This window comes from Leptolyngbya sp. GB1-A1 (genome assembly GCF_039962475.1).
Taxonomy (GTDB): Bacteria; Cyanobacteriota; Cyanobacteriia; order Elainellales; family Elainellaceae; genus Leptolyngbya_A.
In genome coordinates this window covers 57,505-83,127 of the sequence record NZ_JAMPLI010000009.1, presented here as the reverse complement: position 1 = coordinate 83,127, position 25,623 = coordinate 57,505, and the positions used below count along the sequence as shown (strand labels likewise).

Here is a 25,623-nt window from a genome sequence, read left to right as displayed (position 1 = left end):
GCCGACGCATCATGAGAATGCTTGAAAAGTAGGATGCTTGAAAATTCATTTTGAGCGCAGGCACTCGATCCGCGACAGTCCAATCAGAATGAGGGCAAGTAACCCCACCATGAGGAAAGGCGTGAGGAAAGTGCCTAATCCTGCCAGCCCTGCACAAGCGATCGCGGCGATTCCACGTAGCAAAATGATGCGCCTGGAAAGCGAGCGTGGAGTCGCCCACTGAACTGCCGTCAAACTCAGCAAATACAACGCCACTCCGCCACCCAAAATCACAGAGAGCGCAGGAGATAGCCCTTCCGCTGCCGCTGCTGCCTCGATCGCCGCTTGAATTCCCACCCCGATCGCCACAATACCCATGAACAAAAAAACATGGCTATAGCCATATACATACGCATGCATCAACGCCCGTCGATCACCCCGCAAAGCTGAGTGAATAACAGAGTCATCGGCTCGCTCAAAGTACATCCACCACAGACTCACGGCGGCAATAAATCCAGCGATCGCCGTCAACACTTCGTACCACCGCCACTGAAGGTCGGCAACCCCGGTGGCAACTGCAATAATCGCTTCCCCCAGGACAATGATCACGAATAGTCCAAACCGTTCATCCATGTGCGAGACCTGCTGGGGCACAGAACGAATCGTGGCATAGGTAATAGGTCCTGTCGTGATTTCAATCAGCAGCGCAATACCCCAGAGCAAAAAGCGAATCGGCGGAGGAAGGACGATCGACACCAGCCACAGCACCAGCGCAACCGAAAAGCTGAGCGTGTACCGCTTTGTTAATTCTCGCGATTGAGGCACCAACCGCCACGCCTGGAAATATAAGCCAACAATGACCAGACGTAGTGCTGTATAAACGCTGGCAAATTGGGCTGATCCCTCAACCTGTAATGCCTCTGGCAGTGTTAACGCCAGCACAATCATGCCAAACATAATGCCCAGCATAATCAGGCGATAAAAGCCTTGCTCGACATTAAATTGGTCGGCATAGTAGCTGAAGTCAATCCATAGCCACCAGACCGGGATAAACAGGATCGCAAAGCTGGCAATGCCGCCCCAATCGAGATGGTCATGAAGCAGGTGGGCGAGTTCTGCGATCGCCACGACAAATACGAGGTCAAAAAAGAGTTCTAGCCAGGTCGCATGACGTTCTCGATTGCCTTTATGGTCTCCAGCGTAAAGTTGCAGTAATTGCCGTGGAATTGGGTTCATTTGCCTAAGTTCATCTTGCTTAGATTTTGCCTGGATTTTGCTTGAGCTGTATCTAAACTTTTGCCTAAACTGTACCTTCCCCCAGTCCGTTAATTGAGGAGAACATCGCCTCCTCATTTTAAAGTCGCCAAATTAGGGGGCACTATAGAACATTTAACGCTTTCCAAACAGCCTCTTAGGATAGAAGAACAGCTTGGGATAGCCGATCGCTTGAAACCATTTTGGAAATCAGTAGAATCAGGATAGCCCTGAGCCAAAGGCAAAGCTATGACCCAAGCTCGATCGCTTGATTTTCAGTTTCCCGAAGGAGGCATCGCACTTGTCACGGGAGCCAATCGGGGCATTGGACTGGAAGTTGTTCGTCAGCTTGCTCAGCAGGGGATGACAGTGATTCTCGGTTCTCGTGACCCGCAAAAAGGCAAAACGGCAGCCGCAAGATTGAGCGATGAAGGATTACAAGTGCTGCCGCGCCAGCTTGATGTCACAAATTCTGGCACTATTGCTCAGCTTGCGGCTCAGGTCGACCAGGAGTTTGGAAAGATAGACGTGCTGGTGAACAACGCAGGCATTCTGTATGATACCTGGCAGCAGCCCAGCACCGCTGACCTTGATACGGTGCAGGAGGCATTCAACACCAACACGCTCGGACCCTGGCGGATGTGCAGTGCCTTTGTGCCCCTGCTTCGTCGTAGCCAGCACGGTCGCATTGTCAATGTTTCCAGCGAAGCCGGGTCGATCGCCAGTATGGGCAAGAGCACCCCTGCTTATAGCGTCTCGAAAGCGGCACTCAACGCCTTGACTCGTACCCTAGCAGCAGAACTAAAGGATGCTGGCATTTTGGTAAATGCAATTTGTCCGGGCTGGGTGGCGACAGACATGGGAGGTTCAGGCGGACGACCCGTGACAGATGGGGCAGCCAGTGTAGTGTGGGCGGTGATGTTGCCGAATGACGGACCCACAGGCGGCTTTTTTCGAGATGGTAAGCCTTTGCCGTGGTAGGAATCAAACGAAACTCGCTCTTCCGGCGCAACCCCCCAGAATTGACCCCTTTAGGGGACTACCTAACGATGTCACCCTGAACCCTTCATTCCCCGGCGTTGCTGAATCGAAGTATGAAGACATAACTTGAGAGCCTGCATCGCCCCCTAAATCCCCCAATTCTGGGGGACTTTGAGGATCAGTTCCCCCCAATTTTGGGGGGCTAGGGGGGCTAGGGAGGCTAATCATACTCCAATTCAGCAACGCCCATTCCCCGATGCAGCAACACCAAATCGCTTTGCATTGCCGTATCAGGGAGCCTTGGATATCGTTTCAATCTTGCATTAATTCTGCATTCGTTCTTGCATCATCAAGCTCTACATCGAGTTTTGCATGATTCGGTTTTTGCACCATCAGATTTTGCATCATCCAGTTTTACCAAAGCAGTACAAAAGTGAAATATGCGCGATCGATCGGAAGCATTATTCAAAGACAGCTCATGTTTTGCGATTTTGGCTTGATTTTGACCGATTGATTATTGGAGCAGGGTCGGCAGGATTGGTAGCGACGAAACGGGCTGCTACTTGGATGAAGGTAGCGATCGCCGAACAGGATCATTTAGGCGGCGGCTGTGTCCTCTTTGTAAGACGACCACCGATCGGATTACCCAAACGCCAACTGTTCTCAGTCGTACTGAAGCTGCTGGTTTTTTCTTTAATTCTGTTAATTTTGTAACTTCCTGCTCTTCAAAATGACAGTACGGGGGGAGATTGCGACCTCAGGAGTACGGTTATGAGGTTGTTTCGATCGCGGAAATCTCGGTATCGTCGTAGTAGCAGGACAAAGATTATTCTTTTGAACTGGACAGCCCACGTTATCGTCAGGCTTCTCGGCAAGCTTTCCCAGTGTCATTCAATGTCCAGTGTCTCTGCCTGTTTCTTGCCGTCGGTCAGATAGGTAAAGTGTTGTGTATAAGTGGTATCTGCCAACTCTCAGTGAAATTCTGGCGTTGAGTACATCGCCTGTTTCTGCGCCAAATTCTGCGAATCCAAACTCTGTGAATCGCTTTCCGGCACAGCAGCAGGTGCGTGCAGAGCGGGAATGGAGTGGGGCGATCGCTGCCTTAAACGAACTTCTGCAACTCCAGGCTGCTTCAGGCTCTGCTGCTTTGGGCAAAGAAGTGTCAGGGGTGGTGCTGTCGGGTCCGGTTGCCGTGCTGGATCAGTGTTTGGTGCATCAGTTTGCTGCCTGGACGCTAACGGTGAGTTCGCCTCAGGAGCGGTTAAAGCTTCCGGCTGCTGAGAATTTGCCGATCGACTCTGCCTATGCCACGCCGCCTACCCTGCCACTGATGGCGAGCGACCCGCTGGCTGGTGAGCAGTTTTGCCTGGTGCTTACCCCGACTCTAAGTTTGGCAATGGCAGTTGGCGAAACCCCTGCCGGAACTCCGACTTTTCTGTTTTCCTTTGAACCCGAAACCGTATGGCAGGCATGGCGCTCGATTCAGGCAAGGCTGAAGCTTGCGTTTGCTCCTGCTCTTAGCAATCTGGAATCTCTGGTCGAGCAGTTTGCTCCGGTCGCGCCCGACTATCGCACAGTGATGCAGTTCACGCGGCTGATGCTAACCCACCTTCCCGACCCGGCAGACCTGGAGGCAGACGATCGCAAACGGGTTGAGAGCATTGCTGCGCCTAGCGTGAAGCCACCCGCTTACAAAACTGTTCAGCCGATTAAAGTATCTGTGCCGCCTAAACATCACGGGAAGAAGTCAAAGTATCCCGGTGAGAGGGTGTTCACCGTTGAGCCGATTCTTTCCCATGGCGCGGAGACGGTTGTTAACCAGGGCAATGCCTGCCCTGATACCGAACTGCTTCAGGCGATCGCCCATGAAGTGCGGACTCCCCTGACTACGATTCGTACCCTGACTCGACTGCTGCTGAAGCGCAAAGAACTCAGCCCAGACGTGATCAAGCGACTGCAAACTATCGATCGCGAATGCACCGAGCAAATCGATCGCTTTAACCTGATTTTTCGCGCTGCCGAACTGGAGACGACCCAAACTCGCGCTCCGCTCAGTCCGCTTTCACCGATTTCCCTGGCACAGGTGCTTCAGCAAAACATCGATCGCTGGCAGCAGCAAGCCACTCAGCATAGCCATACGCTCGAAGTCAGCCTGCCGCAAAAGCTGCCAATGGTCATCACCGATCCCACAATGCTTGATCAGGCACTCACGGGATTAGTCGATCGCATTACCCACAGCCTGCCGCCGAGAAGCCATATCCATGTGTGCGTCACCCTGGCAGGACATCAGCTCAAGCTGCAATTTGAGTCATACCCGGAAGGCAAATCCAAAGACGGCAAAGAAGAAGGCATGAAGTTTGGCGTGATGCCGACACTGAAATCGATTGGTCAACTGCTGATGTTCCAGCCGGAGACGGGCAATCTTAGCCTGAATATGAGCGTCACCAAAAACCTTTTTCAGGTGTTGGGCGGCAAGCTGATCGTGAAGCATCACCCGCAACAGGGCGAGATTTTAACAGTTTTTCTGCCTCTAGAAACGCGGTAAAGGCGATCGCTCTGCTGAGGTGAGTTCAGTTGTTTTATGGGCTTCCAGTTGAATTGGGAGCTGAATTATGAATTCGGTTCCTTCTCCAACCGTCGAGAAACAGTCTAATTTACCACCATGCTTCTCGACAATAATCTGATGGCTAATAGACATTCCCATGCCCGTTCCTTTGCCAATCGGTTTGGTTGTGAAAAAGGGATTAAAAATAGACTGACGAATCGCTTCCGGCATGCCAGAGCCATTGTCAGCGATCGTAATTTCTACCCAATCTGTATTGACAGTTGAAGTACGAATTGTAATTTGATTCGGATGATCTTTTAGCTCCTGATAAGTCCGCTTTGTGTTACTTTCTTCGAGAGCATCGATCGCGTTTACCAGAATATTCATAAAGACTTGGTTGAGCTGTCCGGGATAACATTCCACCAAAGGAAGCTCGCCGTAATCCCGAATTACCTGAATTTCTGGACGGTTGGTGTTCACTTTCAGTCGATGCTGCAAAATCATCAAGGTACTATCCAATCCCTCATGAATATTGACTTCTTTGACCTGCGCTTCATCTAAGCGGGAGAAGGTGCGGAGAGATTTGACAATTTCTTGAATTCGCTCTGTTCCAACTCTCATGGAGGCAAGCAGCTTCAGAACATCTTCTGTGAGAAACTCCAGCTCTATATCGTCAAGTTTGGCTTGAATTGCTGAAGGTGGAACCGGAAATTCTTGCTGATAAAGCTGGATCAGCTCTAAAAGATCCTGGCTATATTGGCTTACATGTGCCACATTTCCATGAATGAAATTCACAGGATTGTTAATTTCGTGAGCAACTCCAGCCACTAATTGCCCCAGGCTTGACATTTTCTCAGCCTGAATCATTTGAGATTGAGTGCGCTGAAGTTCTTGAAGTGTATTGCTCAATTCTGTGGTGCGTTCTTCAACTCGTTGTTCTAGCTGTTCATTGGTTCGCTCTAGCGCAGTAAAAGATTCGCGGAGCTGCTGCGTCATTTGATTAAACGAACGAGCCAAAACTCCTAACTCTCGAACATTCGATGGATTCACAGTTTGATCGAATGCTCCATCTGCAATTGCCTCAGATGCCTGGCTCAAGCGCAGAATGGGTTGAGAAATCCATTTTGATGTATAGATACCTAGAATCGTTGCCGTAATCAGTGCAGCGAAACAGAGCAGAATGGTGGTGCGGGTGTTGGCATTGATTTCTGCCATGAAGTCCGCTTCGGGAATGACCACAACACTGAACCAATTAATTCCGCGCCCGTCTTGAAGCGGGGAGATTTGTACAAATTGACGACCGCTATCCGTTTGAATCTCAAACTGCTGAATTTGATTAATCTGACTGAAACTCCCAAATTGGTCGCTCAAGGCTTTTGCGGTAGCCTGAATGACAGGATTTTCAGAATTCTCAGCTGGAACGAGTTCTAGTTTCTGATCATGTATTTTGAAGGGTTGCTCAACCTTTGAACTCGCAATCAAATTGCCAGTACGATCGACAATAAACGTTTGTCCGGTCTGTCCGACTGCCACGTTTTTTAGAAACTCATGAATTTGTGAAAGGCGAAAGTTGCTGCTTTGCACCCCTAAAAGATTGCCTGTTTCGCTGTAGATGGGTTGAGATAGAGAAATGGTAACTCTTGAGGTTGCAGCCCCGACAAAAATTTCGCTCCAAATAGGCTGACCCGCTTCCAGCGCAGCTTTGTACCAGGGGCGCGTCCGTGCGTCGAACGGCTGAGTTTGCAGTAATTCAGCCCGTCTACCTCGTTCATCAAGGCGATAGCTCTGGCGATCGAGTCGGTTTGCTTCTTCGATTGTGCGAGCTACAATGAGTCCCTCTTCCAGGCGATCTATAAGAATGTTAGTCCCGCTAGGAGTGGCAATCTGAAGGAAATCGACTGTGTTTTGGTTCACCAAACGCCAATAGAAATGCTCTAATGCGGGGATGTCTGTTACATCAGGCTGCCCTCCTGCAATTCCAGCCGCAATCACTTGATTAATGATGTAGGGCTTTTCCAGATAATTGAGAATTTGCTGATTAATGCGATCGCTAATTTCACTGCGTAACTGGGATGTTGCTTTTTCAACTGATTTTTGACCGTTGCGGATCGCGAAATAACCCGTCAAGCCAACTGCCAGAAAGATTTGCAGCACGAAGGGAATGATTAGGATTAGGCGTAATGGTAGCTGTTTGACTATAAACCGCCGCTCCAGAACTTTGATCGCCATAGCTCGATAGACAAAGAAAGAGTGGCTTTATCGTTCCCTAGCGAATGCGACAAATCCCAACGCTTGATCATTTCCTGCTTGCGTGGCATTTCTATCTGGCATTCCTGTCTAGCATTAAGGGATACGGATAACCAAAACCGGGTAGGAGCCGTACTTTTGCAATCGGGTATGCGACCGGGTATGCGATCGGGCGTGATGGGTTTGCTAGGTGATCGAGGTACGATGCCCAACTTGCTCTGGTTAATTGCTATAAAAAATTGCCATAAAAATTGCCATAAAAAAAGGTGGACCAACCGCCCACCTGATGAAAATTAGTCGTAATTCGACCCGATCGGTAGCACTCCTGCGATAGAAGTCAGAATCGAGCTAAATCAAAATCTCTAGATATGAATACCGCACTCGGTTTTGCCGGTGCCGCGCCAGCGTCCAGCCCGCTCATCCTCGCCCTCGCCAACCGGAGTCGTGATCGGTTCATCGCCAATGCTGGGATAGCCTTGATCGTGGAGCGGGTTGTAGATGACTTTGTGTTCCATCGCGTATTCCCAGGACTGTTTGCGCGTCCAGGCTGCTAGTGGATTAATCTTGAGCCGCTGCTGGTTGTCTAGCTCAAAGACGGGCATATCGGCGCGGGTAACTGCCTGATCTCGTCTGCGTCCGGTAATCCAGGCGATCGTATTGAGTTCGTCCAGTCCGCGCTGAAGCGGTTCAATCTTGGTGAGCTGGTGGAACTTAGCGATATCGGTATCCCACAGAGCCTCGCCGTACTTAGCGGCAAATGCCTCACGCGAATCGACATCTGGAATTTTGTAGGTCTGGAGGTTCAGGCTGTACAGTTCCTTTGCTTTTTCAACCAGTTCCAGCGTTTGCTTGAAGTGGTACAGCGTATCCAGAAAGATGACGGGCACAGGCGGGACGAACTTGAGCTGGCGATACAGAATGTCTGTAATCACTAAATCGTCGATATTAAAGGCGCTCGTCTGCACCAGACCACTTGGAATATTCGCAGCACACCAGGACAAAATCTCCAGGGGGGTAGCGGTATCAAAGCGGCGGTTTAGCTCCTCCAAATCAAACTGACTGATATCGACAACGTGCTGTCCAGCGTCGGCTTCAGGGGAATAACTTGTCATAACCCGTTCTTTCAGGCTGATTTACTCTTGTGTATTGATACCTATTCTATCTTAGAAAGGCACATAAGCCGATCGGCTTAGGAGTTTGATAACGATATGCTGAGAGAGATCAGAATTCCTCATGCAACGCGCATGCTTTATCTGTCTCTCTGCCATGATTATTTCGCCAGGATTCCGCCAGAATTTCGATCGCGGCAGTATGTCCCGGTGGGAGAGCCTGGCTAATTGCCTGGCTACTTGTACTATTCCGTAGAAGGTGTGCGTGAAAGATCTGCATGAAAGATCTGCGTAAAAGAGCAAAGTATCTGTGCTGAGGAGTCTTGCCATTTGCAGGAGCGATCGCCTTGCCGGAAGATTGCCTTGCCAGCAAAGATCGCCGCAAATGTTGCCTCTTTTCTTTTGCCTGCTTGCAGGTGGAACAACGTTACCGCAAAGCTTAACTTTATTCTTACGATGAAACTCATTCTTTTTAGCAAGCCGGGCTGTCACCTCTGTGAAGGACTCCAGGAGAAGCTAGAGCAAATCCAGAGCCTGCAATTTGATCTGGAAGTGCGCGACATTACCACCCGCGACGATTGGTTTCAGGCATATCAATACGAAATTCCGGTGCTTTATCTGGTTGCCTCGTCTGACCCAACTCCTGTTCTGGTTCCGCGTATTTCGCCCCGTGCTTCGATCGAGCAAATCGATCGATTGTTGCAAAAGATCCTATTGCAGAGTTCGAAAAATAAGGCAGAATAATCGCAATTCCAGTCCAGGAGGAGCTGTCGATATGAAGCTGAAAGAACTGCTGTCTCACCTTCCCGCCCTGTCTGTGCTGCCCAATCACCCTGCACTAGAGGCTGAGGTCAAAGGATTAACGACCAATTCCCACGCCTGCCATCCCGGAGATGTGTTTATCGGGATGCCCGGAACCCGTGTGGATGGGGGCGAGTTTTGGCACAGTGCAATGGCGGCGGGGGCGGTTGCGGCGATCGTCTCCCCTGGGGCCGCAGAAAAATCAGCTTCAGCCATTGAATCGCACTGCGTCATTCCCTACCCGGATATGTGGCAAGCCTGTGCCCGGCTCGCGGCAGCTTTCTACCAGTTTCCTGCTGAGAAGATGAATCTGGTGGGGGTCACGGGAACTAACGGCAAAACGACGACGACGCATCTGATTGAGTTTTTGCTGCTTCAGGCACGGCAACCGGTTGCCCTGCTGGGAACGCTCTATGCTCGGTGGGCAGGCTATCAGCAGACGGCAGTTCACACCACGCCTTTTGCCGTCGAACTGCAAGAACAGCTTGCCGAAGCAGCTAATGCAGGCTCCCAAGTTGCCGTTCTGGAAGTGAGTTCCCACGCGCTGGCACAGGGTCGGGTCTGGGGTTGTCCGTTTGAGGTTGGCGTATTCACCAACCTGACACAGGATCACCTCGACTATCACAGAGATTTGGAAGATTATTTCAATGCAAAGGCTCTGCTGTTTAGCCCTGATTATTTGAAGGGACGGGCGATCGTGAATCAGGATGATCCCTACGGTCGTCGTTTAATCGAGCAAATTGAGCGCGATCGAGTCTGGACGTACAGCGTCACCGATTCCTCTGCGGATTTATGGACGAGCGATCTGGAATACGAATCCGACGGAGTGCGGGGCGTTTTGCATACGCCTGCTGGAGAAATTGCTTTTCAGTCGCCGCTGGTGGGACAGTACAACATTGCAAACGTGCTGGCGGCGATCGGTGCGGCTTTGCATCTCGGCGTAGATCTTCCGACGATCGCCCAGGCTTTGCCTCAGTTTGGCGGCGTACCGGGACGCATGGAGCGAGTGCAGACTAATCTCCAGCAAGATATTAGTGTCATTGTGGACTATGCCCACACGCCGGATAGCTTGGAAAACTTGCTGCGGGCATCGCGTCCATTTATTTCGGGGCGGATGATCTGCGTGTTTGGCTGCGGGGGCGATCGCGATCGAACCAAGCGTCCGAAGATGGGAGCCATTGCCGCCGAGCTAGCAGACTGGGCAGTCGTTACCTCTGATAATCCGCGGACTGAAGACCCCAATCGCATTCTGCAGGACATTCTCGCCGGAATTCCTGAAACGGTAGAACCCACGGTGATTGCCGATCGTGCCTTAGCGATTGAAACGGCAATTCTGGAGGCGCAGCCCGGAGATGGGGTGTTGATTGCCGGAAAAGGACACGAGGATTATCAAATTTTGGGAACGGAAAAGGTGCATTTTGACGATCGAGAACAGGCGCGGCTGTCCTTATCAATGAGGCAAAATCAGTAAGGCAAAATTAATGAGGCAAAGAAAACTAGATTTGCAGCATTAACGCTGATCAGGGGGAAGGATGGAGAAAGTTAACAGAAAAAGTACGAATTTGTCCAGAGGGCTGCACAATCGGTATAGGTAGCCCCACCCTTGATCTCTTTCCTTTTTCTATCCTCATAATCATGACAGCTTTGCCCCCCGTTAACCGATCGCTTTATGAGTTAGCAAGTCAGGCTGCCTCTGCTTCCTCGCCGCTGCAACTCAGTCCCACGACATTTAAATCGATGGTAGGGCTGATGTTTGATTTTTTGCTGGAACAGCCATCCCCTGCGGCGGTCTGGGTCAAACTGCCAAGAGGAACAGCCTGGCAGGCAGAACTCAATCGTTTTTGCCAGACCGCTCAATTGCCGCATCAGATCTACCTGCTGCAAACCCAGGCTGAAATGGTGCAGGAAGCCGCCCAAGCCAGAAAAGACAGATCAGTTCATGCAAAGCGATTGGCATCGGCTCCGCAGCCTCCTGCTCAACAGATAACCGACTGGACAGACGACATGATGGACATAACCGTCATTGGCGCGCCTGTTTCCAAAGCCGACCCTGAGCCAGCGGGCAGCAGCAATGTCAAGATTTATTCCCTCACGCTTGCCGCCGAGGCCCAGCTTAAACGAGAGTACTTTGTGCTGGCAGCGACGGCTCATTTTTATGGGCTGATTCTGGCGCATCGCCCTCGATTGAACCGCAACAGCAGCATGGATAGGCTGGCATGGAGTGAGCCGGATCGACTGGCAGGAAGACCAGCCGGGATTCAGGATGACGAAGGGCTGGAACGCAAGCATCCGCTCCTGACGCTGTATTCGTTTGATGCTGCGCTGCTGAAGTCCGTGCTTCAAGGGGTGAATCAGGCGGTGATTTGCGAAGAAACCGCTCGATCGCCGGAAGTGATGCCGCTGACTTGGGAGCAGCTTCAGGCACAGGGCATGGCTCAGAGTCTTGATCCCTTGCTGCTTGCCCAACTCCTGACCAAACAGGTGCAGCGACAGGAAGACTTGTGGCGCAGTGGGGCGATCGATCGACAGCGGGCAAAGCAGGCAGCAGAACTTCAGCAGGAAAACCAGCAGTTACTTGCTCTCCTTCAGCAGAAAAATGATTTTGTCCAAAACCTGGGGCAGGAACTCCGTACGCCGCTTGCCACCATGAAAACTGCTCTGTCGCTGCTCAACTCGCCCAGCCTTAAACCGCCTCAGCGTCAAAAATACATGGAAATGCTCAGTCGCGAGTGCGATCGACAAAACTCCCTGATCTCCAGTGGTTTGTCGCTGCTGCAAATTGAAAATACTGCCGAAGTCGCGCAGGAACCGCTGCGGTTGAGCGAAGTCGTGCCGGGTGTGGTCAGCACCTATCAGCCGCTTGCTGAGGAAAAGGGCGTGCGGTTGGCTTATACCGTGCCAGAAGAACTTCCTCCGGTTGCCTGCTCACTCCACTGGCTACGGCAAATTGTGATTAATCTGCTGCACAACAGCATCAAATTTACGCCCGGTGGGGGTCAGGTCTGGGTCAGAGTCAGACAGCAAGACGATCGCCTTTTGATCGAGTTTCGCGATACCGGAGTCGGCATTGCCACCAGTGAACTGCCAAAAATCTTCGATCGCTTTTATCGGGGTCGCCAATCCGGAGAAGATAGCGGTGTGGGACTGGGGCTAACGATCGTGCAGCAGCTTGTAACGCGCTGTGGCGGGTCGATTAGCGTCAAGAGTAAGCCAGGCGAAGGAACCCTGTTTGTAGTGCTTCTGCCCATTTATTCTGGCTCTGCAAAAACGGTTGATGCGACGCAAAATGGCTTTTCTCCTGGTGGGGGCAGCAGCGAACTGTGAAGTGGTTTAATTACGAGCGTGAGTCAAACTTCCTCCAAGCCTATTTCTTTTTCTTCTTTTTGCTCTTCTTGGAATTGGCAATTGGCGCGTTGCCAAATCCTTCTGGTTTGTAGGCGCGGTTGGTGATTGCTTTTACGGTCTTCATCATTTGCATCAGTACTTAACGGGCTGGGTAGAGCGATTAAGGCTTATGAAGGCTTGTCCTTTCCTTCGTTTTGAGGATTTGCAGAGGCGATATAGCACAATGGACTAGAGCGAATCCGATTCCCCTACATTCCATGAATCCGATCGGCATGAATCTTCCTAATTCCGCTTCAATTTCCGAACGAGTTCGCGCCTTTATTTTGCGTCAGAATGCCTGTAGCCAGTATGAGCTCCTGCTGTTTCGCCATCCGCGTTGTGTGGAGGCTCCCATCCAGATTCCGGGCGGGGGGGTTGATCCCGGAGAGTCGATCGAAGCAGCCCTGTATCGGGAAGTAGCAGAAGAAAGCGGTCTAACCGATCTGCAAATTGTTCGCAGACTGGGAACGGTCGATCGCTGTGACCTGAAATCGAAACGAGTCACTCGCCGTCACTATTACTTGCTGGAAGCTCCATCGACTCTACCCGATCACTGGGAGCACACCGTATTTGGTACAGGGGCAGATCGTGGCATGTGCTTTACCTTTTTTTGGCAGCGTCCGCCGATCGCCTATCCAAAGCTCAACTACTCAATTTTTGTCAATCCACGCGATCTGCCCGAACTGTTTCTGAGTTAGTTTGTTTGCGATCGAAGCAACGGAGCGACTCAAGTTTCAGACGCTTGAGCATGGTTTGACGAGATACCTGAACGAATTTCCGATCGAAGCTCTGGTCGAAGCTTGGGTTGAAGCCTCGGTTGAACGGTCACTTTGCCAAACTTTTGTCAAAATGGAATAGTACGTATATACTCAGTTTGAGCATTCGTAGACCCAGTCGCGTCTGTTTGAAGAATTAGTCTTGTGGCAGCAATGCTATGACCTGATCGACAAACTGCTGATGATCCACCACCGGCTTCGAGATGTAGTCATCTGCGCCGCTTTGCCGAAGGAAATTTTCTCGATCACCTTCCATCGCGTGTGCCGTGACCAAAATGATTGGTAAACTAGCCGTCTGAGGATCGGACTTCAGCATTTGCGTGATCTTGATGCCGTCTACGGGCTTGCCCTGATACATACTGTGTGACAGAGACACATCCATTAGGATAATATCTGCCTCTTGTGCCTGGGCAATTTTCATAACTTCATCCACATTTTCGGTATGTTTAACTTCTAGCCCGCCTCGTTTTGTCAGTATTTTGGAGAATACTCGCGCATTAATCAAATCATCTTCCACAATTAGAACGGTCTTCATCGTTTTTCTCTCTGTTAGCTCTTTATCTAACCTTAGTTCAAGCGTAGAGGATCGTCATGTCCGATCGTCGAATCATCTGGTCGTTTCAATGAATAATTAAATGAAGCAGAGGTGTGAGAAGCCCGCTTCAGAAGGGGACAGTGCCCCTGCTTCCCCAAAACACGCTTACAACTTGCTCACGACCATTGGCAATGCACGCCTCAACCGTCGTGATTTTATGACTCGCGAATTGCAAAGGAATCTGACTCATGGCTGAACAACTCAACATCTTAAATTCAGGACAGGTGATTGCCACCGCCTTGCACACCGAAGTGCAGCGATCGTACCTGGAATACGCCATGAGTGTAATCGTGGGTCGAGCGTTGCCCGATGTGCGAGACGGCTTAAAACCTGTGCATCGACGCATTCTCTACGCCATGCACGAACTGGGTTTAACCCCCGATCGCCCTTACCGCAAATGTGCTCGTGTGGTCGGAGATGTGCTGGGTAAATATCATCCCCACGGTGATCAGGCGGTTTACGATGCCCTGGTGCGAATGGTGCAGACCTTTTCGAGCCGCTATCCGCTGTTGGAAGGACACGGCAACTTTGGCTCGGTGGACGACGACCCGCCTGCGGCAATGCGCTACACCGAAACCCGTCTGGCAGCTGTGGGCAACGAAGGCTTACTCTCGGAAATCGGCGAAGCAACCGTAGACTTTATCGGCAACTTCGACAACTCGCAGCAAGAGCCGATCGTCCTCCCCGCCCAGCTTCCTTTCCTGCTGCTCAACGGCTGCTCCGGCATTGCGGTGGGCATGGCAACCAATGTTCCGCCCCACAACCTGGGGGAACTGGTCGATGGACTGATTGCCCTGATCGATCGCCCCGAACTGCCCGACAACGAGCTATTCCGGCTGATTCCTGCACCCGACTTTCCCACAGGCGGCGAGATTCTCGATACGTCCGGCATTTTTGAGGCCTACCGCACCGGACGCGGCAGCATTCCGATTCGTGGTGTGGCTAAGCTGGAAGAAATCAACCTGGGACGCGGTAGACATCGGCGTTTGGCGATTATCGTCACTGAACTGCCCTTTCAGGTCAACAAAGCAGGCTGGATCGAGAAAGTTGCAGAACTGGTAAACCAGGGCAAGATCGACGGCATTGCCGATCTTCGCGACGAAAGCGATCGAGAAGGAATGCGCGTGGTGATCGAAATGCGGCGGGAAGCGCAACCTGCCCAGATCCTCGAAAAACTGTATCGGCTCACGCCTCTGCAAATGAACTTTGGCGTGATTATGCTGGCGATCGCCGACGGTCAGCCGCGTCAAATGTCCCTGCGCGAATTGCTTCAGCAGTTCCTCAGCTTCCGGGAAGAAACGCTCACCCGCCAGTATCGCTACGAACTGGAAAAAGCCGAAGCCCGCGCCCATTTGCTGGAAGGAATGCTGAGTGCGCTTGAAAATATGGATGGCGTGATCGAAATCCTGCGCCGATCGCCTGATGGTTCCACGGCAAAGCTGCAAATGCAGGAACGGTTTGGCTTTAGCGATCGACAGGCGAGCGCAATTCTCGCAATGCCCCTCAGTCGATTGACTGGCATGGAGCGGCAAAAGATCCAAGACGAATATCAGCAGCTCAACAATCGAATGGAAGAACTTGATCGCCTGCTGAATAACCGCAAGGAGTTATTGAAATCCCTCAAAAAAGACCTGCGAACCCTGAAGCGTAAGTTTGCGGACGATCGCCGCACTCGCTTAGTCTCTGCAGCCGAGCAAGCATCGGCACAGGCAGAACTGGCGCAGTTTGGCGGCGACGAAGAGGCAGCCGAACAGGAAGTCGTACTGGAATTTACCCAGAAAGGCTATGTGCGGCGATTCACGCCCAAGGCATACCAGAAACGGCAGGAAAAGCAGGAAACTCCCGTGACCCAAACCCTGACCGAACTCGAAGACTTCCCGGTGCAAACGGAAACCGCCAATACCAGACACTCGCTGCTGATGCTGACCAAAGACGGTAAGGCATACAGTGCCAGTATTGCCGCGATTCAAGCAACCGCCCGCCAGTCAAAGGGAACGCCTTTAGTGACGCTGCTGCCTGCGACGGCGCAAACCGATCCAGAGGCGATCGTCTCTCAGCTCATCCTGCCTTCAGCGCCCGAAGATTTGGAAGGGCTGGATCTGGTGCTGCTGACCTGCGAGGGACGCATCAAGCGCATGCCTCTGTCAGAGTTCACCAACCTCACCGCACGCGGCATTACTGCCCTCAAGCTCAAGGAAAATGACGAACTGCGCTTTGTTCGCCTGACGCAAGCCGGAGAGCAGCTCATTCTGGCAACTTCAACCGGACGACTGCTGCGGCTCGAAGTCAACGACGAGCAAATTCCTCTGATGGGGCGATCGGCTCAGGGACAGCAAGCCATGCGCCTCCACAAAAACGAGCAGCTCGTAGACTGCATCACTGCCCTGCAGGAAGATGATCTGCTGCTAATGACTGCACAGGGCGATGCAAAGCGTATCCCGGTTTCCACGCTCAAGCTCATGTCTCGCGGTGGGTTGGGCGTTCAGGCAATCCAGTTCTCATCGCGATCTGACACTTTGGCTGCCGTTGGGCTAGCGTTGCCGAATGGAGAAGTCACAGTGCTGACCAGTGACGATCGCCTTGCGAAACTGCCGATCGACAAAGTGCCCCTCTTGAAACGCAGCGATGCAGGTGATCCAGTGCTGAAACTCAGTAAGTCTGAAAAAGTGGTGCGCCTGTTTGAGAATGAGGCGATCGAGCCGGAGGAAGACGCGGCTGGGAAATCCGCCTGAGCTGAATAACTTGATACCAAACAGTAACTTGCACCCAGCAGGGTACTAAACAGGGCACTAAACAGGTAGGTGTGTAGTTCTGCTTAGCCTAATAAGGATGGTTGAAAAGTATCCAGTGTCCTACATTGCCCCCTAAATCTCTCAACTTTGAGGAACTTTGAATTCCTTAAAGCGAGCCAGGTTTCCCCCAGAATTGGGGGGCTAGGGGGGCGGTTCGGGTTCCTCTGTTAACACTTCTCAAACGTTTCCTTGCTGCCTAAAGCAAGTTCACCTACAATAACTAGCCCGTTAGAGCGAGGTGAGACAGCAGAGGACTGAGCTAGATTATAGTTCAGTGGAAGTGGGGAGCTTTTTTAAGCCTTCGACGTTCAATAAGTTCAGTTTTTGCTGAACGGATTAAAGATGGTATCCTTAGAATTAAGTAACGTTAATGATCTCTCTGAACCCTTGAGCAGCGACCCGCCGTTTGAAAAAATTCGTTTTATTGAAGAAGTTGGCTTGATGTTCGAGCTGGTTGGCTTTCCTCGCATGGCAGGGCGCATCTTTGGCTGGCTATTGATCTGTGAGCCGCCCCAGCAGTCTCATAGTGAGCTGGCTGATGTCCTCAAAGCGAGTAAAGGCTCGATCAGTACGATGACGCGGCTGCTGATCCAGATTGGTTTTATTGAACGAATTAGTCTGCCGGGCGATCGACGCGATTATTTTCAGATCAAGCCCCATGCGTGGACGCAGCTCACTAAGCAGCGAATTGTTCAAATTACTGCTTTTAAGGAATTGGCTCAGCGCGGAATGGATCTGATGGGCAATGCTCCTTCTCCGCTGAAAGAGCGTCTTAAAGAAATGCGTGACATTCACGCTTTCTGGGAACGAGAACTGCCTTTGCTCGACCAACGGTGGGATAAAGAGCAGCATTCCAATCAATCGGATGATTAGTTTCCGGTCATTTGGATGATTCCTTTCAGGTTCTTGTATCGCTACCTTGTAGGGCAAGTCTGTGCTGAATCTTTCTAGCTAGAGCAGCTTTATCTGCCCTGGCTTTTTGACTTCACCTTTTTCGTCTTTATTTCTGTATTTCTGTCCTGTATCTGTATTGTTTCTGCTCAAAATACAATCCGCCTACCATGACTATGCAACTTCCTTTGATTGGTAAAGTCCGTCAACCTGCTCCCTGGGCGATCGGGTTACTTGCCGCCGGATTGCTCGGTACAGGCGGAATTACCTATGCAGTCATGCAGCGCAATACAGGAACGCCTGACGTTGCGACCATGACGGTTCCGGTCGAGTCTCAATCTTTGCGGGTGCGAATTACGGCAAGCGGCACAGTACAGCCCATCCAGACGGTGAATCTGAGTCCGAAAACTTCTGGCGTTTTAGCAGAACTGCTGGTGGAACAGGGCGAGCGTGTGCAGCAGGGTCAGGTGGTGGCGCGGATGGAGTCTCGCACCGTTCAGGCGCAGCTCACTCAGGCGCAGGCAAGAGTGGCTCAGGCAGAAGCGCGGCTGGCAGGCCAGCGAGCAGGCAACCGTCCGCAGGAAATTGCTCAGGCAGAGGCAAGAGTCCGGCAGGCAGAAGCGGTGGTGAATGCAACTCAGGCACGGCTGCAACTGGCGCAAGACCGGGTAGTTCGCAACCAGCAGTTGGCAGACGAAGGTGCAATTTCCCAGGATGCGCTGGATGAAGTGATCAGCAATGCCGCTAATATTCAGGCAACTCTGGAGCAAAACCAGGCGAGTGTGCAGGAAGCCCGCCGCAGTTTGGATCTGGTGCAAAGCGGCAACCGCAGCGAAGACATTGCCGCCGCCCAGGCAGAACTCCAGGAAACACGGGGCAATCTGGAAGGCGTCGAAGTGCAGTATCAGGATACGCTGATTCGCGCTCCGTTTAGCGGCATTATTACCCAGAAGTTTGCGACTGAAGGGGCATTTGTCACCCCCACCACGTCCGCTTCCGAAGCAACCTCAGCTACTTCAACGGCGATCGTCGCTTTGGCAGAAGGCTTGGAAGTGCTGGCAGAAGTGCCCGAAGTGGATGTGCGGCAGTTGCGCATCGGTCAGGCAGTCGAGATCCAGGCAGATGCTTACCCGGATCAGGTGTTTCAGGGACGGGTGCGCCTGATTGCGCCAGAAGCAGTGGTACGGCAAAATGTAACTTCTTTCCAGGTGCGGATCGAGCTGACCAACGGTTTAGACAAACTGCGATCGGGCATGAACGTAGACACTACTTTCTTGGGCGATTCGGTGAAGAATGCGGTCGTGGTTCCCACGGTGGCGATCGTGACAAACAACGGCGAATCGGGAGTTCTGGTTCCGAACGATCGGGAACAGCCCCAGTTCCGCCCAGTCGTGCTGGGAACCACAGTGGGCGACCAGACGCAGATCTTAGAAGGCGTTCAGCCTGGAGAGCGGGTGTTTACCGACATTCCGCCGGACTCTGAGTGGAATAAGCCGAAACGTCAATAGCGTCAGTCGTGCTGCTGACCTTGGCTCCTGACCTTGACCCCTGACCCTTCCGACTAACTTACCTTCATCAATCCTTTGAGATGGATATTCTAGAAAGCGTCAATATGGCAGTGAAGACGCTAACTGCCAACAAACTCCGCAGTACGCTCACGATGCTGGGCATTATTATCGGCAATGCGTCGGTGATCACGATGGTCGGCGTGGGTCAGGGGGCGCAGCGATATGCGGCAGGACAGTTTGAGTCGCTGGGTCCAAACGTGCTCTTTATTATTCCGGGCAGCGAAGAAGCAAACCGTAGCACGATCGATGTTCCCCGAACGCTCACCCTGGAAGACGCAGAAGCGATCGCAACGCAGGTTCCGACTGTGACTTCTGTTGCGCCGCAGCTTCAGAGCCAGCAGCCTGTGACCGCCGGAAGCAAGCGCAGCAGTATTTTGATTCTGGGAACGACGCCTGCTTTCACAGAAGTGCGAGATTATGAAGTCGATCGCGGACGCTTTTTCACCGAGCAGGACGTAGAGCGCAGTAACCGGGTGGCAGCCTTGGGAGCGGATACTGCCCGCAAGCTGTTTGGTAATACCAATCCGGTGGGGCAGCAGATTCGCGTCAAAAACATTAGCTTTGAAGTGATCGGCGTGATGGAGGCAAAAGGGGCGTTTCTGGGCAATAACCAGGACGATACAGTGTTTATTCCCCTCACCACCATGTCGAGCCGGATTACGGGTGCTCGATCGCCCTACGGCACAGAAGTCACCTTTATCTCGGTCGGCGCAAAGGACGAAAAGACGATTAATGCGGCACAGTTTCAGATCGCGAACCTGTTGCGGCTCCGGCACAAAGTCACTACCGAAGACGATTTCACGATTCGCAACCAGAAGGACGCGCTGGAGATTGTCGGCAATGTGACGGGCGCACTCACCCTGATGCTGGCTGCCATTGCCGGAATTTCACTGTTTGTCGGCGGCATTGGCATTATGAATATCATGCTGGTTTCCGTGCGGGAGCGCACCCAGGAAATTGGTCTGCGAAAGGCGATCGGGGCATCGCAGCAGGATATTCTGACCCAGTTTATGATCGAGGCAATTATTTTGGCAGCGATCGGGGGTGTGGTTGGAACGGCGATCGGAGTGGGGGGTGTGACGCTCATCTCAGCCGTGACTCCCTTAAAGGCAGGTGTTTCGCCGATCGCGATCGTGCTGGCAGTGGGTGTGTCGGGCGGCATTGGCTTATTCTTCGGCGTGTTTCCGGCGCGTCAGGCAGCAAAACTCGATCCGATCGTGGCACTGCGGAGTGCATAGGGAGAACAGATGCAAGCGATTATCCGACTCGAACATATCGAAAAGACTTATGGCGCAGGCGATACGATCGTCCATGCGCTGCAAGATGTGAATCTGGTGGTGGAGTCTGGCGAATACTGCGCGATTATGGGTCCGTCGGGTTCAGGGAAATCTACCGCGATGAACGTGATCGGCTGTCTCGATCGCCCCACGAGCGGCAGCTATTACCTGGATGGGTTGGAGGTGGCGCAGATTGACGATTCGGAACTGGCGCACATTCGCAACCGCAAGCTGGGTTTTGTGTTTCAGCAGTTTCATTTGCTGCCACAGCTTAGCGCAATGGAAAACGTGATGTTGCCGATGGTGTATGCAGGCGTTCCGACAAATGAGCGCAGAGAACGGGCGGCAGAAGCACTGACTCGCGTAGGACTGGCAAACCGCCTCAACAACAAACCGACTCAGCTTTCCGGCGGACAGCAGCAGCGCGTTGCCATTGCTAGAGCGATCGTCAATCGTCCTGTGCTTTTGCTGGCAGACGAACCCACTGGAGCACTCGATTCCCACACAACGCAGGAAGTTTTGCATATCTTTGGCGAACTGAACGCCAGCGGCATTACGGTGGTGATGGTGACGCACGAACCCGAAGTTGCCCGCCAAACGAATCGCATTGTCTGGTTCCGCGATGGGCAGGTGATGTACGATCGCCTCACGCCAGCCGATATGGCGCAGTTGGTCATGGCACCATCGGCAAACTAAAAACTGCTGAGCGGTTTATCCTACTCAGGAAGGGCAGGTTGTGCATCTAATCCATTTCTAAGGTTAGATGCTGCTTATTTAGGCAGACCGCTACTGTAAATACGATAAATACGATCGAACTGTGTTCCGAACTCCCTTTGCGGATTCCTCTTTTGGGCGGATTCCCGTTTTGGAATGGGGTTTGCGATCGCCGCTTGGCTACTTGTCCGGCTTTGGGTGATGGGCTGATAGAGGCATGGGAGCGATTGCTTTGATTGCAGCAGGGTCAACTTTGCCGATAACGATCGCGGTAACGATACGACTACAGGACGGGTGCTGCCCACCGGGGTGAATGGCAACATTCCTGCTTCTGGCTCTGATATTTTGCATCTGATATTCTGCATCTGAGACTTTGCAGCTGTGAGTTAACCATCAAGTTAACCAGTTGGCGTTAACCAGTTAGAGTTAACCATCAGTTGAATGTGAGTTAATCGATTGCGCTTGAACCAGAACAACTCGTTTTTGGAGGTCAGTCAATGGGACTCGTAGAAATCCTGGAAGAATATGCCAACGGCAGAAGAGACTTCACCGGAATTGACCTGAGTGAAACTAGCTTGGTCGGCGTCAATCTGAGCGGTGCCATTCTGGATCATGCCGATCTGAACGGTGCAAACCTGAGTCATGCAAATCTAAGCCATGTGCGGTTGCAACATGCCGATTTGAATGGTGCGAATCTGAGCCACACGAATTTGCAGGGAGCCGACTTGCAAGATGCCATTCTCGACGGGGCAATTTTACAGGGAGCCGTGCTTGATCATGCCAATTTGAGCCACTCTGAAATGGCAGTGGCAAACATTACCGAAGCTCACTTAAGCGAAGCCAATCTGAGCCAGGCAAATTTATCTGCGGCGAACCTCGAACAGGCAGACTTGAGCGGGGCGAACCTGGAGGTTGCGGACCTATCACAGGCAAATTTGCACGAAGCCGATCTAAACCAGGCAAATTTAAACGGGGCGAATCTGGAGGGAGCCAATACCGAGGGAACGCTTTTAGAGGGAGAAGGCTGATCCCGTAGCGATCGCGCTAATCCTGATATCTCCTGCTCTCCTGCTTTCACTTACGCCCAAAACGTAAGGATTGCGAGTGACGGCTTGAGTTCAATATGACCTGCTCAGGCTCTAGAAGGAGGTCTGGGCAGCTTTCTGATTCGTGTGAATTGACTTTCTTTGAAGGAAGGCTAGGGAGGATCTGCCGAATCTCACCAGCCACTCAAGCTCTCTTTCCAGCCAGCCGCTAAGAATCGAACTGAGAATCTAATATGATGTCCTAAACTAGGATGTCCAAACTAGGCTGTTCACAGCCTATCCAATGCTCTTTTGGACTCGTTCTCACAGGTTTTCTGTAACGTATGCGTCCTGAACAACCGACTAGTAGAGAAGCTCTGGCTGCCCCAACAGATGCAGAATTACTCATCGCATTAAGCGCGGGTGAAATAGACGCATTGAGCACAATCTACGATCGCCATGCCGGGTTAGTGTATGGGCTTGCGCTCAAAGTGCTTGGCAATCCTCAAGAAGCAGAAGACCTGACTCAAGACATTTTTCTGATGTTGGCCCGAGGCTGTTCTTATGATCCACAGCGTGGCTCGCTCAGGACATTTCTTGCAGTTCTAACGCGATCGCGGGCGATCGATCGGGTACGATCGCGCAGCAGAACCCTTGCATTTCTGGCTCGCTGGAAAGGAAGCCAGGCTGAACGTGCATCCGATCCACTGCTCGAATCCGTATTTCAACAGGAGCAATCCCAGGAAGTGCAGGCTGCGATCGCCCAACTCTCGGAAGAGCAGCAGCAGATTCTGAAGATGGCTTACTACGATGGTTTGAGCCAGTCACAAATTGCCGATCGCCTAAACATTCCGCTTGGAACAGCGAAAGCGAGAGCCAGAAGAGGATTGATTCAATTACGCCAAACCCTTGCTCACCTCACTCGCTAGTTGCCTATGTCGTCTCCAGAATCCTTACAGCGATTGATTGCAGGCTACGTTCTCGGCACACTCGATTCAGAAGAAGCTAAAGAATTGGAGCAGCTCCTAATCGTCGATGCGACGATCGCCGCAAGAATTGCCCAGATGCAAAAAACCCTGGAACTTGCTTATGCGCCGCCCGAAGTGCTCCCCCCCGCTCGGCTGCGATCGGCAATCTTGGCAAAAGCTTATGCGGGTCCTTCTGCAGATTCGCTTGCCACTCCATCCGCTGGCTATTCCTCTTGGCGAACTTGGGGAAAAGCAATCGCAGTCGCCGCTGCCGCCCTCATTGCCGCACTAGGGATTGCCAACTATCGCCTGTGGCACGCACTTCAAACTGCACAAAATGAAACGCAAGCAACGCAAGCTGCCCTGGCTTACTCGCTGCAAGCGACAGCAGCCAACAATCCCGCAACTGCAACAGTAAAGGTGAATCCTACGACGCTCGAAGGCACGATCGCGGTTCAAAACCTACCGCCGCTGCCACCGGGTCAAACCTATGTTCTCTGGACTGTTCTCCAGCCGAACGCGCCCTTCACAACGGATGCAAAAGGCGCAATTTTAACCAAAGCATTTCAGGTTGACGATCGTGGCAGTTTTTCGCAAACCATTACCATGCCTGAAGTTTATCGACAGCGCAATCTCGTTGCGAAAGTTGCAGTAACGGCTGAGCAGGCGATCGCGCCCCAGCAGCATAGCGGATCGCCCATTTTGATCAGTGACTTGTAACCATTTTTGACTTGTAACTGTTTTTAATCCTTTTCCTGACAGCGTTTATTTCACCAAGCGGAATGCTTCCCAGGAAACAATTTTGTGAGTGATTCGGATTCACGGCTTCCCGCTTCAACTCGCTCTGGTCGGTATAATCGATCCTCACCAGCATCATACTCAAACAGCTCAGCATAACTCCCTAATCCACGGCAGTAGCATGATGCGGAAATAATCTGCATAAGTAGTAAATTTGGGGTGTTATGCAGAATCATTCTGCCTATCCACCCATTAGGGGATCTTATGCAGATTATTTCAGTTTATTAATAGTTGTGCCGCTGAATGATCGGTGGAGACAATCCTTAAAAGCTACTTGTGGGTCTCTAATGTTAGGTTAATTCCAGTTCTCACAACGTAAGGTTGTTGGTTTTTGATGCAAGCTAATTTTACGATTCGTGCTGCTAAGCTTGAAGACCGACCAGTTCTCGTCACGTTAATGGAGTTGCTTCAGGATGCTGAGCGTGAGTTACATCTGAGCAGAGCACTGGGTTCAGAAATTAGCGATGCCCATCTCACGTATCTTGAAGAACTTGTTAAGCAGCAGAATGGTCAAATTTACGTTGCAGAGTCCCAAGAAGGCATCCTTGGCTTTGTTGCTTGTTTCGTTGAGAAACTTGATGAAAGCGATCTACATGTTGTTGAATCAGAGCGAGAATACGGTTACATTTCTGATTTGTATGTTGTTTCGACGATGCGAAAGCGTGGAGTTGCTGCTGCTCTGATGCAAGCAGCTGAACGGCATTTTCTGAATTTAGATTTGGAAGTTGTTAGAGTGGGTTTGTTATGCAGCAATGAACTCGCAGCCAAGTTCTACCAGAGAGCTGGATATCAACCGTATGAGATTTTGTACGAAAAGCGACTCAATGAGTAATCGCAGCACAACAACGCTGTTGCAGCGGACTAGCAGGGTCAATTAGTGTTGCAGTAGGTTGATCAGTTGCCGCTGAACAGCAACATTATGCGGCTGCGTTCTGCTTATCTTATGCATCCCTAATAATTCAAGATTAATAGAGGCAAGCTCAGTGCTGTTTCGAGATCGGCGTGGGAATATTTACGAAATTCAACGTTTTTGTCGATATGCCTTGGGTGTAACCCCTGTTAGCTTGCGAAATTGATGGGTAAAATGACTCTGATTATTGAAACCACACTGAATAGCAATCTCTGAAATTGAAAAATGGTGCTGGTTTAACAATTCCTTTGCATGTTCAACTCGTTGCTGCATGACATATTGCCAGGGAGAAATTCCCATGGAGTGTTTAAAAAGACTGGAAAAGTAACAGGGGTTGAGATTTGTTACTTGCGCCAAATCAGCTAGCTGGATCTCTTGTTCAAGATGAGCATCAATGTAGTCTAATACCTGGTTTAACGCCAACTTCCCCAGCCCCGGTTCAGGCTTTGATCGCCTCAGGGGTTGTGATGTGTAGTTTCGGAGCAGATGAATCGCTAAAAGGTTCGCTAATGAATCTAGATATAATCGGTTTCCCCAATCTGCGATCTGGATTTCCTGTTGAATGGATTGTGTAATTCCTTCAATGTGTGGATCGCGATGTTTAAAGGTGCTGATTAGCTCGATCGCATGAGGATAATCGGCTTCTAGCGACAATCGTTCTAAAAAAGCTGGCTCAATGGTGAACGCTAGTACTTCGTCTGGTGTTGCACAGGCAGCAGAAAAAGGAACCCCTGCGGGAATTAACAGAAGATCGCCTCGGTGTAGTGAGTCATCATGCGATCGCCCATCCATACAGAATATTTGTCGTGAAACGTTGCTCAATTCAAGCAGCAGAACGTGATGGGTTAATCCGCCTGATACATCACATTCGCCAGCAGGCTGAATCTGATGTTCAATGATAAATTCGCCTGAGTGGAGGCTTTGGCTAGATATCACCCGCTCTGGGCGAGTTAGCTCCGCTGAATGGCAATCTGATTGGGGAGACATGTCTTTGATCTCACTGACACAT

The 25,623-nt window shown here is 51.4% G+C and carries 24 protein-coding genes; 17 read left to right on the top strand and 7 right to left on the bottom strand.

Annotated features, from left to right (window positions below; genetic code table 11):
* Window positions 1-45: 45 nt before the first annotated feature.
* The gene (locus NDI45_RS11820) at window positions 46-1,215 is read right to left on the bottom strand and encodes a low temperature requirement protein A (RefSeq protein WP_190789962.1); all 1,170 of its coding nucleotides are present in this window, start codon (window positions 1,213-1,215) and stop codon (window positions 46-48) included.
* A gap of 267 nt (window positions 1,216-1,482) precedes the next feature.
* On the opposite strand from NDI45_RS11820, the gene NDI45_RS11815 reads away from it, so the two are divergent.
* The 3 genes from NDI45_RS11815 (at window position 1,483) to NDI45_RS11805 (ending at window position 4,759) form a co-directional block, all read left to right on the top strand.
* The gene (locus tag NDI45_RS11815; protein ID WP_190789963.1) at window positions 1,483-2,214 is read left to right on the top strand and encodes an SDR family oxidoreductase; all 732 of its coding nucleotides are present in this window, start codon (window positions 1,483-1,485) and stop codon (window positions 2,212-2,214) included.
* 372 nt (window positions 2,215-2,586) lie between these two features.
* Window positions 2,587-2,928 (top strand): hypothetical protein, encoded by a 342-nt coding sequence (locus NDI45_RS11810; protein ID WP_190789964.1) that lies wholly within the window; start codon window positions 2,587-2,589, stop codon window positions 2,926-2,928.
* Between the two features lie 232 nt (window positions 2,929-3,160).
* Window positions 3,161-4,759 carry a HAMP domain-containing sensor histidine kinase gene (locus NDI45_RS11805; RefSeq protein WP_348247448.1) on the top strand — a complete coding sequence of 533 codons (1,599 nt, stop codon included), beginning with the start codon at window positions 3,161-3,163 and terminating at the stop codon, window positions 4,757-4,759.
* Here NDI45_RS11805 and NDI45_RS11800 read toward each other — a convergent pair.
* The 3 genes from NDI45_RS11800 to NDI45_RS11790 form a co-directional block, all read right to left on the bottom strand.
* Window positions 4,745-6,988 (bottom strand): ATP-binding protein, encoded by a 2,244-nt coding sequence (locus NDI45_RS11800; RefSeq protein WP_190792857.1) that lies wholly within the window; start codon window positions 6,986-6,988, stop codon window positions 4,745-4,747. The two genes, NDI45_RS11805 and NDI45_RS11800, sit on opposite strands and share 15 nt — an antisense overlap.
* A gap of 380 nt (window positions 6,989-7,368) precedes the next feature.
* Window positions 7,369-8,118, bottom strand: coding sequence for a phosphoadenosine phosphosulfate reductase (cysH, locus tag NDI45_RS11795; protein WP_190792858.1), 750 nt, complete (start codon window positions 8,116-8,118; stop codon window positions 7,369-7,371).
* A 109-nt stretch (window positions 8,119-8,227) separates the two neighbouring features.
* Entirely contained in the window at window positions 8,228-8,395 is a 168-nt protein-coding gene (locus tag NDI45_RS11790; RefSeq protein WP_348247447.1) for a hypothetical protein, read from the bottom strand.
* Between the two features lie 176 nt (window positions 8,396-8,571).
* On the opposite strand from NDI45_RS11790, the gene NDI45_RS11785 reads away from it, so the two are divergent.
* The 5 genes from NDI45_RS11785 to NDI45_RS11765 all read left to right on the top strand — a co-directional run bounded on the left by NDI45_RS11785 (window position 8,572) and on the right by NDI45_RS11765 (window position 13,158).
* Window positions 8,572-8,859: a glutaredoxin family protein gene (locus tag NDI45_RS11785; RefSeq protein ID WP_190792859.1), complete on the top strand. Its 288-nt coding sequence runs from the start codon at window positions 8,572-8,574 to the stop codon at window positions 8,857-8,859.
* A gap of 31 nt (window positions 8,860-8,890) precedes the next feature.
* On the top strand, window positions 8,891-10,387 hold the full coding sequence (locus NDI45_RS11780; protein WP_190792860.1) for a UDP-N-acetylmuramoyl-L-alanyl-D-glutamate--2,6-diaminopimelate ligase: 1,497 nt from the start codon (window positions 8,891-8,893) through the stop codon (window positions 10,385-10,387).
* Between the two features lie 164 nt (window positions 10,388-10,551).
* Window positions 10,552-12,240: an ATP-binding protein gene (locus NDI45_RS11775; RefSeq protein ID WP_348247446.1), complete on the top strand. Its 1,689-nt coding sequence runs from the start codon at window positions 10,552-10,554 to the stop codon at window positions 12,238-12,240.
* Between the two features lie 293 nt (window positions 12,241-12,533).
* The gene (locus NDI45_RS11770; RefSeq protein WP_348247445.1) at window positions 12,534-12,998 is read left to right on the top strand and encodes an NUDIX domain-containing protein; all 465 of its coding nucleotides are present in this window, start codon (window positions 12,534-12,536) and stop codon (window positions 12,996-12,998) included.
* A gap of 1 nt (window position 12,999) precedes the next feature.
* Complete coding sequence (locus tag NDI45_RS11765) at window positions 13,000-13,158, top strand: hypothetical protein (RefSeq protein ID WP_190792863.1); 159 nt, start codon at window positions 13,000-13,002, stop codon at window positions 13,156-13,158.
* A gap of 54 nt (window positions 13,159-13,212) precedes the next feature.
* Here NDI45_RS11765 and NDI45_RS11760 read toward each other — a convergent pair whose 3' ends face one another.
* Entirely contained in the window at window positions 13,213-13,611 is a 399-nt protein-coding gene (locus tag NDI45_RS11760; RefSeq protein WP_190792864.1) for a response regulator, read from the bottom strand.
* Between the two features lie 248 nt (window positions 13,612-13,859).
* Here NDI45_RS11760 and gyrA point away from each other — a divergent pair, with 248 nt between their 5' ends.
* The 5 genes from gyrA (at window position 13,860) to NDI45_RS11735 (ending at window position 20,895) form a co-directional block, all read left to right on the top strand.
* Window positions 13,860-16,403 (top strand): DNA gyrase subunit A, encoded by a 2,544-nt coding sequence (gene gyrA / locus NDI45_RS11755; RefSeq protein ID WP_348247444.1) that lies wholly within the window; start codon window positions 13,860-13,862, stop codon window positions 16,401-16,403.
* Window positions 16,404-16,805: 402 nt separating this feature from the next.
* The gene (locus NDI45_RS11750) at window positions 16,806-17,336 is read left to right on the top strand and encodes a MarR family transcriptional regulator (protein ID WP_190792866.1); all 531 of its coding nucleotides are present in this window, start codon (window positions 16,806-16,808) and stop codon (window positions 17,334-17,336) included.
* A gap of 188 nt (window positions 17,337-17,524) precedes the next feature.
* Entirely contained in the window at window positions 17,525-18,862 is a 1,338-nt protein-coding gene (locus NDI45_RS11745) for an efflux RND transporter periplasmic adaptor subunit (protein ID WP_348247443.1), read from the top strand.
* Between the two features lie 80 nt (window positions 18,863-18,942).
* On the top strand, window positions 18,943-20,160 hold the full coding sequence (locus NDI45_RS11740; RefSeq protein WP_190792867.1) for an ABC transporter permease: 1,218 nt from the start codon (window positions 18,943-18,945) through the stop codon (window positions 20,158-20,160).
* 9 nt (window positions 20,161-20,169) lie between these two features.
* Window positions 20,170-20,895: an ABC transporter ATP-binding protein gene (locus NDI45_RS11735; RefSeq protein ID WP_348247442.1), complete on the top strand. Its 726-nt coding sequence runs from the start codon at window positions 20,170-20,172 to the stop codon at window positions 20,893-20,895.
* Between the two features lie 198 nt (window positions 20,896-21,093).
* Here the strand turns inward: NDI45_RS11735 and NDI45_RS11730 are convergent, their stop codons facing one another.
* Window positions 21,094-21,264 (bottom strand): hypothetical protein, encoded by a 171-nt coding sequence (locus NDI45_RS11730; RefSeq protein WP_348247441.1) that lies wholly within the window; start codon window positions 21,262-21,264, stop codon window positions 21,094-21,096.
* 146 nt (window positions 21,265-21,410) lie between these two features.
* Here NDI45_RS11730 and NDI45_RS11725 point away from each other — a divergent pair, with 146 nt between their 5' ends.
* The 4 genes from NDI45_RS11725 (at window position 21,411) to NDI45_RS11710 (ending at window position 24,536) form a co-directional block, all read left to right on the top strand.
* A complete protein-coding gene (locus tag NDI45_RS11725) occupies window positions 21,411-21,941 on the top strand; it encodes a pentapeptide repeat-containing protein (protein WP_190792870.1) in 531 nt (176 codons plus the stop codon).
* A 341-nt stretch (window positions 21,942-22,282) separates the two neighbouring features.
* Window positions 22,283-22,867 carry a sigma-70 family RNA polymerase sigma factor gene (locus tag NDI45_RS11720; protein ID WP_190792871.1) on the top strand — a complete coding sequence of 195 codons (585 nt, stop codon included), beginning with the start codon at window positions 22,283-22,285 and terminating at the stop codon, window positions 22,865-22,867.
* Between the two features lie 6 nt (window positions 22,868-22,873).
* Window positions 22,874-23,626: an anti-sigma factor gene (locus NDI45_RS11715; RefSeq protein ID WP_348247440.1), complete on the top strand. Its 753-nt coding sequence runs from the start codon at window positions 22,874-22,876 to the stop codon at window positions 23,624-23,626.
* A 412-nt stretch (window positions 23,627-24,038) separates the two neighbouring features.
* Entirely contained in the window at window positions 24,039-24,536 is a 498-nt protein-coding gene (locus tag NDI45_RS11710; protein ID WP_348247493.1) for a GNAT family N-acetyltransferase, read from the top strand.
* Window positions 24,537-24,725: 189 nt separating this feature from the next.
* On the opposite strand, the gene NDI45_RS11705 is transcribed toward NDI45_RS11710, so the two are convergent.
* The gene (locus NDI45_RS11705) at window positions 24,726-25,601 is read right to left on the bottom strand and encodes an AraC family transcriptional regulator (protein ID WP_348247439.1); all 876 of its coding nucleotides are present in this window, start codon (window positions 25,599-25,601) and stop codon (window positions 24,726-24,728) included.
* Window positions 25,602-25,623: the final 22 nt, after the last annotated feature.

Bases quoted from the DNA above. Each gene is read 5' to 3' on its own strand.
- NDI45_RS11820 (WP_190789962.1), bottom strand. From the start codon at position 1,215: ATGAACCCAATTCCACGGCAATTACTGCAACTTTACGCTGGAGACCAT.
- NDI45_RS11815 (WP_190789963.1), top strand. From the start codon at position 1,483: ATGACCCAAGCTCGATCGCTTGATTTTCAGTTTCCCGAAGGAGGCATC.
- NDI45_RS11810 (WP_190789964.1), top strand. From the start codon at position 2,587: ATGATTCGGTTTTTGCACCATCAGATTTTGCATCATCCAGTTTTACCA.
- NDI45_RS11800 (WP_190792857.1), bottom strand. From the start codon at position 6,988: ATGGCGATCAAAGTTCTGGAGCGGCGGTTTATAGTCAAACAGCTACCA.
- cysH (WP_190792858.1), bottom strand. From the start codon at position 8,118: ATGACAAGTTATTCCCCTGAAGCCGACGCTGGACAGCACGTTGTCGAT.
- NDI45_RS11790 (WP_348247447.1), bottom strand. From the start codon at position 8,395: ATGCAGATCTTTCACGCACACCTTCTACGGAATAGTACAAGTAGCCAG.
- NDI45_RS11785 (WP_190792859.1), top strand. From the start codon at position 8,572: ATGAAACTCATTCTTTTTAGCAAGCCGGGCTGTCACCTCTGTGAAGGA.
- NDI45_RS11780 (WP_190792860.1), top strand. From the start codon at position 8,891: ATGAAGCTGAAAGAACTGCTGTCTCACCTTCCCGCCCTGTCTGTGCTG.
- NDI45_RS11775 (WP_348247446.1), top strand. From the start codon at position 10,552: ATGACAGCTTTGCCCCCCGTTAACCGATCGCTTTATGAGTTAGCAAGT.
- NDI45_RS11770 (WP_348247445.1), top strand. From the start codon at position 12,534: ATGAATCTTCCTAATTCCGCTTCAATTTCCGAACGAGTTCGCGCCTTT.
- NDI45_RS11760 (WP_190792864.1), bottom strand. From the start codon at position 13,611: ATGAAGACCGTTCTAATTGTGGAAGATGATTTGATTAATGCGCGAGTA.
- gyrA (WP_348247444.1), top strand. From the start codon at position 13,860: ATGGCTGAACAACTCAACATCTTAAATTCAGGACAGGTGATTGCCACC.
- NDI45_RS11750 (WP_190792866.1), top strand. From the start codon at position 16,806: ATGGTATCCTTAGAATTAAGTAACGTTAATGATCTCTCTGAACCCTTG.
- NDI45_RS11745 (WP_348247443.1), top strand. From the start codon at position 17,525: ATGACTATGCAACTTCCTTTGATTGGTAAAGTCCGTCAACCTGCTCCC.
- NDI45_RS11740 (WP_190792867.1), top strand. From the start codon at position 18,943: ATGGATATTCTAGAAAGCGTCAATATGGCAGTGAAGACGCTAACTGCC.
- NDI45_RS11735 (WP_348247442.1), top strand. From the start codon at position 20,170: ATGCAAGCGATTATCCGACTCGAACATATCGAAAAGACTTATGGCGCA.
- NDI45_RS11730 (WP_348247441.1), bottom strand. From the start codon at position 21,264: ATGCAAAATATCAGAGCCAGAAGCAGGAATGTTGCCATTCACCCCGGT.
- NDI45_RS11725 (WP_190792870.1), top strand. From the start codon at position 21,411: ATGGGACTCGTAGAAATCCTGGAAGAATATGCCAACGGCAGAAGAGAC.
- NDI45_RS11720 (WP_190792871.1), top strand. From the start codon at position 22,283: ATGCGTCCTGAACAACCGACTAGTAGAGAAGCTCTGGCTGCCCCAACA.
- NDI45_RS11715 (WP_348247440.1), top strand. From the start codon at position 22,874: ATGTCGTCTCCAGAATCCTTACAGCGATTGATTGCAGGCTACGTTCTC.
- NDI45_RS11710 (WP_348247493.1), top strand. From the start codon at position 24,039: ATGCAAGCTAATTTTACGATTCGTGCTGCTAAGCTTGAAGACCGACCA.
- NDI45_RS11705 (WP_348247439.1), bottom strand. From the start codon at position 25,601: ATGTCTCCCCAATCAGATTGCCATTCAGCGGAGCTAACTCGCCCAGAG.